Source organism: Pseudomonas sp. GD04158 (assembly GCF_029834875.1).
Lineage (GTDB): Bacteria > Pseudomonadota > Gammaproteobacteria > Pseudomonadales > Pseudomonadaceae > Aquipseudomonas > Aquipseudomonas hydrolytica.
The window spans coordinates 1-6673 of the sequence record NZ_JAODYT010000128.1; the positions used below are offsets into that span (position 1 = coordinate 1).

Below are 6673 nucleotides of genomic sequence, written 5' to 3' on the forward strand. Positions count from 1 at the left end.
GGCGCGGGCGCGCAAGGCCTTCGCCCGCGACATCCCGGTGCTGATCAATGGCGAGACGGGCACCGGCAAGGAGGTCTTCGCCCGCTTGCTGCACGAGAGCAGTGCGCGGGCCGGCGAAGCCTTCGTGGCCATCAACTGCTCGTCGATTCCGGCCAGCCTGATCGAGTCGGAGCTGTTCGGCCATGTCGAAGGCGCCTTCACCGGCAGCCGCAAGGGCGGCGCCATCGGCAAGATCGAGCAGGCGCACAAGGGCACGCTGTTTCTCGACGAGATCGGCGACATGCCGCTGGAGCTGCAGGGCCGTCTCTTGCGCGTGCTGCAGGAGCGCAGCCTGAGCCGCCTGGGCAGCAACCAGCTGATCAAGGTGGACTGCGCGCTGATCTGCGCCACCCACCGCGACCTGCAGCAGCTCAGCGCCGAGCAGGGCTTTCGCGAGGATCTCTACTACCGCATCAACGGCCTGCGCGTGAGCCTGCCGGCACTGCGCGAGCGACGCGACCTGGCGGCGCTGATCCAGCACCTGCTGCGCGCAGAGGCCACCGAACAGCAGCCTCTCCAGCTGAGCCCGCCGGCGCTGCAGGCGCTGCTGGACTATCACTGGCCGGGCAATATCCGCCAGCTCTACCAGTGCCTGCGCCTGGCTGCGGCGCTGGCCGAGGATGACGGCGAGATCGGTGTGCAGCACCTGCCGGACGAGGTGCGCGCAGGCCGCGGCGAACAGGCCGCGACGGTGGCGGGGGAAGGGCTGACGCTGGAGGCGGGGAGTACGCTGCAGCTTGCCGAGGCGCGGGCCATTCGCGCCGCGGTGGAGGCCGCCGGCGGCAACCTTTCGGCCGCCGCGCGCAGCCTGGGTATCGCCCGCGCGACGCTGTATCGCAAGCTCAAGGGGATGGAACAGGGGTAGCAGGCCGCTCGCCTGCGTGGTGTATGGCGCGCCACCGGCGCGCCCGGAATAAAAAAAGGGCAGAGGGCCGCTCGGGACAGCCCCCCACCCGTAAAACTCACAGCTTGATCATCACCGTTTTCAGTTCGGTGTAGTGCTCGATGGCGGCGGCGCCCATCTCGCGGCCGATGCCGGAGAGCTTGTGGCCGCCGAACGGCAGGGCCGGGTCGAGGGCGCTGTGGCAGTTGACCCACACAGAGCCGGAGCGGATGCGCGGAATCATCCGGTGCACCGCGCCGAGGTCGTTGGACCAGATGCTGGCGCCCAGGCCGTAGGGGTTGTCGTTGGCCAGGCGCACCACCTCGTCGATATCGTCGAAGGGCATGGCCACCAGCACCGGGCCGAAGATTTCTTCCTGGACCAGGCGGTGGCGCTGGTCGACGTCCACCAGCACCGTCGGCTGAACGAAGTAGCCGGGGCCGAAGCCTTCGCCGCCGCAGGCGACGGTGGCGCCCAGCTCGCGGCCCAGGTTGATGTAGCCGGTGACCCGATCCTGCTGCTTGGCGGAGATCAGCGGGCCCATCTGCACGCTGGGGTCGAGGCCGTTGCCCAGCTTCATGCCGTTGGCGATGGCGGCGACGTCGGCCACCACGTTGTCGAAGTGCTTGCGCTGCACGTACAGGCGCGAGCCGGCGCAGCACACCTGGCCCTGGTTGAAGAAGATGGCGCTGGCGGCCCCGGCGGCGGCCTGCTGCAGGTCGGCATCAGCCAGCACGATGGTCGGCGATTTGCCACCCAGCTCCAGGGTCACGCGGGTCATGTTGTCCATGGCCGCCTTGCCGATCTGCTTGCCCACTTCGGTGGAGCCGGTGAAGGTCAGCTTGTCCACTCCGGGGTGGCTGGACAGCGCCGCGCCGGCGTTCAGGCCGGTGCCGGTGACCACGTTGAACACCCCGGCCGGGTAGCCGGCTTCCTGAACCAGCTCGGCGAGCTTCAGTGCGCTCAGCGGGGTTTCGTCGGCCGGTTTGAGCACCAGGGTGCAACCGCTGGCCAGCGCCGGACCGAGCTTCCAGCAGGCCAGCAGCAGCGGAAAGTTCCAGGCCACGATGGCGCCTACCACCCCCACCGCCTCGCGGCGGATATAGGCGTGAAAATCCTCGTTCGGCATCAGGGGCAGGGACGGCTCCACCGTGCTGCCCTCGATCTTGGTGGCCCAGCCGGCCATGTAGCGCAGAAAGTCGATGCACAGCTGTACGTCCATGGCGCGGGCCACCTGGGCGCTCTTGCCGTTGTTCAGGCATTCCAGCTCGGCCAGCACGTCGGCGTCCCGCTCGATCAGCTCGGCCAGGCGCCACAGCAGGTTCTGCCGTTCGCGCGGGCGGATGCGGTTCCAGGCGGAGTCGTAGAAGGCGCTGCGGGCGGCCTGAACGGCGCGGTCGACGTCTTCAGCGCTGGCCGAGGGGACGCTGGCCAGCGGCTCGCCGGTGGCCGGGTTGCGCACCTGCATGCGGCTGCCGCTGGAGGCGTCCAGCCATTGGTCGCCGATCAGCATGCGTTGTGGCCTGGCGAGGAAATCGAGGGTTTTACGGTGGAGTGGCGGGGTTGCCATGGGCGAAGCCTCTTGTCGTTGTCTTGTGCCGGGGGCTTGAGCAACGGCTGTGCCACTGTCGGCAAAGCCTTGCCAGGCGCCGTCGAGGCGGCTCTGCCGATGAAAAGTGGAGAAAACCGGCTGTATCGAAGTCATACACCTGTCGCAGAACGAGACAGTGGCGCTGCCCCGCTGGAAGCCGCGCAACCGGCGCAAACGCCGGGGCAGGCGGCCTGCGTCGCCTTGGCATGCTTCCTGTTGGGAGCGCGGCGATCTCCGCGCTTGCGGACTTCCCATAACAAACACAACAAGTGGGTACCGACATGACTCAGCTCAGCTACACCCGCGGCCCGCAGGACAAACCCCTGCTGGCCATGACCATCGGCGAAGCCTTCGATACCACGGTGCGTCTGCACGCTCGCCGCGAGGCGCTGGTGGTGCGCCATCAGAACCTGCGTTACAGCTGGGGCGAACTGGCCGAGGTGGTCGAGGACTGCGCCCGCGGCCTGCTCGCCCTCGGCCTGCTGCCGGGCGACCGGGTCGGCATCTGGGCACCGAACTGCGCCGAGTGGTGCATCGCCCAGTTCGCCACGGCGAAGGTCGGCGCGATCCTGGTCAACATCAATCCGGCCTATCGGCTGAACGAGCTGGAGTACGCGCTGAAACAGTCCGGCTGCCGCTGGCTGATCTGCGCCGAGCAGTTCAAGAGCTCCGACTACCATGCCATGCTCGCCGAGCTGATCCCGGAGCTGGCCGATAGCCCGCCCGGCGGGCTGCATGCCCCGCAGCTTGCCGAGCTGCGCGGGGTGATCAGCCTGGCGCGCACGCCGCCCGCCGGCATGCTCGGCTGGGCCAAGCTGCTCGGCCTGGCCGGGCAGATCTCCCACGACGTGCTGCGTCGCCGCCAGGCCCAGTTGCAGTTCGACGACCCGATCAACATCCAGTACACCTCGGGTACCACCGGCTTTCCCAAGGGCGCGGCGCTGAGCCATTACAACATCCTCAACAACGGCTACATGGTCGGCGAGAGTCTGGGGCTGAGCGAACAGGACCGCATGGTGATCCCGGTGCCGCTGTACCACTGTTTCGGCATGGTGATGGGCAATCTCGGCTGCATGACCCATGGCAGCACGATGATCTACCCCGGCCCGGCCTTCGAGCCGCTGAGCACCCTGCAGGCGGTGGCCGAGGAGCGCGCCACGGTGCTGTATGGCGTGCCCACCATGTTCATCGCCGAGCTGGATCACCCGCGCCGCGCCGAGTTCGATCTGTCCAGCCTGCGCACGGGCATCATGGCCGGTGCCACCTGCCCGATCGAGGTGATGAAGCGGGTGATCGAGCAGATGCATATGGCCGAGGTGCAGATCGCCTATGGCATGACCGAGACCAGCCCGGTGTCGACCCAGAGCGCCGCCGACGATCCGCTGGAGCTGCGCGTGGCCAGCGTCGGTCGCACCCAACCGCACTTGGAGACCAAGCTGGTCGACGAACAGGGCAACGTGGTGCCGCGCGGGCAGATCGGTGAACTCTGCACCCGCGGCTACAGCGTGATGCTGGGCTACTGGAACAACCAGGAGGCGACCCAGGAGAGCATCGACGAGGCCAAGTGGATGCACAGCGGCGATCTGGCGGTGATGGACGAGGCGGGCTACCTGAAGATTGTCGGGCGCAGCAAGGACATGATCATCCGCGGCGGCGAGAACATCTATCCGCGCGAGATCGAGGAGTTCCTCTTCACCCACCCGGCGGTGGCCGACGTGCAGGTGATCGGCATTCCCGACAGCAAGTACGGCGAGGAAGTGGCCGCCTGGGTCAAGCTGCACCCGGATCAGGTCCTCACCGCCGAGGCGCTCGCCGAGTACTGCAAGGGGCGCATCGCCCACTTCAAGGTGCCGCGCCACTTCCGCTTCGTCGAGGAATTCCCCATGACCGTAACCGGCAAGGTGCAGAAGTTTCGCATGCGCGAATTGATGCAGGCCGAGCTGGCACCGCCGCTGCGCCTGGTCGGCCGCTGAGCGGCTGGCCTCGCGTCGGCGGCGCAGGCAAACTGGGCCGCGTTGCAGGACGGGGCTGACGCGGGGCGGCATGGCAGTGGAGAAGGGCACCATCTCGGTACAACTGGTCGGCGAGGCGTTGCTCGAGGCGCGCCGCCGCGGGCTCGACGTGGCGGCGCTGCTGGAGCGCGTCGGCCTGCCTGCACAGGCGCTGGAGCGCCCCTACGGGCGTGTGCCTTCGGCGCTCTACGGTCAGCTCTGGCGCGCCCTGGCGGCGGGCATGGACGACGAGTTCTTCGGAATGAACGCCCGGCGCATGAAGGCCGGCAGCTTCGCCTTCATGGCTGCCATCGCCCTGCGCGAGCCCACCCTGGGCGCGGCGCTGGAGCGGGTGCTGGCCTTCTGCGGCCTGGTCTTCGACGGCCTCAGGCCGCGCCTGGTGCAGCAGGGCAGCCTGGCCGAAATCGCCCTGGACGAGCCGGACGGCCAGCACAGTCGGGCCTTCGCCTACTTCACCCTGTGGCTGATGGTGCATGGCCTGCTGTGCTGGCTGGCCGGCCGGCGCCTGCCGATCCTCGGCATCGACCTGCGCTGTCCCGCGCCGGGCTATCTCGAGGACTACCGGGTGATGTTCTGCGACAACCTGCGCTTCGAGCGCCCCTCCAGCCGCCTGCTGTTCAACGCCGACTGCCTGGCGCAGCCGGTGCGCCGCAGCGAGCGCGAACTGAAGCGCTTTCTGGCCGGCGCACCAGCCAATATCCTGGTGCGCTACCGCGACCCGCAAAGCCTGGGGGCGCGTATCCGTGCCTATCTGCGCTCGCTGAGCGCCGCACGCTGGCCCGACTTCGAGGCGCTCAGCAGCCATTTCTACATGGCGCCCTCGACCCTGCGCCGCAAGTTGGCCCAGGAGGGCCAGTCGTACCAGGGGCTCAAGGATCAGGTGCGGCGCGAACTGGCTATCACCCGCCTGGATACCGGCGAGGGCGATTTCGTCGAGCTGGCCGGCGTGCTCGGTTTCGCCGACATCAGCGCCTTCTACAAGGCGTTCAAGAAGTGGACCGGCTCTACGCCGGGACAGTACCGCGCACTGATGCACCCGACGCCCGATTGTCCAAAGCGCTCAGATCGATAGACGACTTTCGCCATTGTCGACGGCGGCGCTCGGCGCGAGCATGGTTCTGACTCGTTGCTGGAGCGTGCTATGCGTATCGAAGATTCCGTATTTCTGATCACCGGTGGCGGCTCCGGCCTGGGCCTGGCCGCTGCCCGTCAGCTGCTGGGCCAGGGCGGCAAGGTGCTGTTGCTGGATATCAATGCCGAAGCGGGGCAGCGCGCCGCCGCAGAGCTGGGCGAGGGTGCCCGCTTCGTGCAGGCCGACATCACCCGCGAGGAGGATGGCCGTGCGGCTGTGGCGCAGGCACTGGAGGCCTTTGGCGCCGTGCACGGGCTGGTCAACTGCGCCGGTATCGCACCGGCCGAGAAGGTCCTGGGGCGCAGTGGCGTGCATGGCCTGGACAGCTTCCGCCGTACCGTCGAGGTCAACCTGATCGGCAGTTTCAACCTGCTGCGCCTGGCCGCCGAGGCCATGGCGCAGAACCCGCCGAATGCCGAGGGCGAGCGCGGGGTGATCGTCAATACCGCTTCGGTGGCGGCCTTCGACGGGCAGATCGGTCAGGCCGCCTATGCCGCCTCCAAGGGCGGGGTGGCCGCCATGACCCTGCCGGCGGCGCGCGAGCTGGCGCGCTCGGGCATCCGCGTGATGTGCATCGCCCCGGGCATCTTCGAGACGCCGATGATGGCCGGCATGCCGCAGGAGGTGCGCGACTCGCTGGCCGCCGGCGTGCCGTTCCCGCCGCGCCTGGGCCGCCCCGAGGAATACGCCGCGCTGGTGCGCCACATCGTCGAGAACCCCATGCTCAACGGCGAGGTGATCCGCCTCGATGGCGCGCTGCGTATGGCGGCGAAGTAACCGACACATGACCCGGATTGCATCCGCCCGGGGCGAGCTGATCGGCCTGGCCGCAATCCATGGCACACCAACGACTTTCAGGAGACAACCATGTCTGCAACCGATCCGGTCGTGATCGTCAGCGCCGCCCGAACTCCCATGGGTGGTTTTCTCGGTGACCTGGCCGGCCTGTCCGCCGCCGAACTGGGCGCCGCCGCCATTCGCGCCACCCTGCAGCGCGCCGGACTCGCGGCCGAGGC

At 68.4% G+C, this 6673-nt stretch carries 5 protein-coding genes and 1 pseudogene; 5 read left to right on the top strand and 1 reads right to left on the bottom strand.

Going from position 1 to position 6673, the window contains the following annotated elements; translation table 11 throughout:
- Positions 1-904: sigma 54-interacting transcriptional regulator (locus N7333_RS23460; protein ID WP_279859463.1), on the top strand; the 904-nt coding region annotated here is incomplete at its 5' end.
- A 97-nt stretch (positions 905-1001) separates the two neighbouring features.
- Here the strand turns inward: N7333_RS23460 and N7333_RS23465 are convergent.
- Entirely contained in the window at positions 1002-2492 is a 1491-nt protein-coding gene (locus N7333_RS23465) for an aldehyde dehydrogenase family protein (protein ID WP_279859464.1), read from the bottom strand.
- 302 nt (positions 2493-2794) lie between these two features.
- On the opposite strand from N7333_RS23465, the gene N7333_RS23470 reads away from it, so the two are divergent.
- The 4 genes and pseudogenes from N7333_RS23470 to N7333_RS23485 form a co-directional block, all read left to right on the top strand.
- On the top strand, positions 2795-4486 hold the full coding sequence (locus N7333_RS23470; RefSeq protein WP_129482326.1) for an AMP-binding protein: 1692 nt from the start codon (positions 2795-2797) through the stop codon (positions 4484-4486).
- A 70-nt stretch (positions 4487-4556) separates the two neighbouring features.
- Positions 4557-5597, top strand: a complete 1041-nt coding sequence (locus N7333_RS23475; RefSeq protein WP_129482327.1) for an AraC family transcriptional regulator — start codon at positions 4557-4559, stop codon at positions 5595-5597.
- Positions 5598-5666: 69 nt separating this feature from the next.
- The gene (locus tag N7333_RS23480; RefSeq protein ID WP_100549704.1) at positions 5667-6434 is read left to right on the top strand and encodes a 3-hydroxyacyl-CoA dehydrogenase; all 768 of its coding nucleotides are present in this window, start codon (positions 5667-5669) and stop codon (positions 6432-6434) included.
- A 90-nt stretch (positions 6435-6524) separates the two neighbouring features.
- Positions 6525-6673, top strand: a pseudogene (locus tag N7333_RS23485) (acetyl-CoA C-acetyltransferase); the annotation flags it as partial.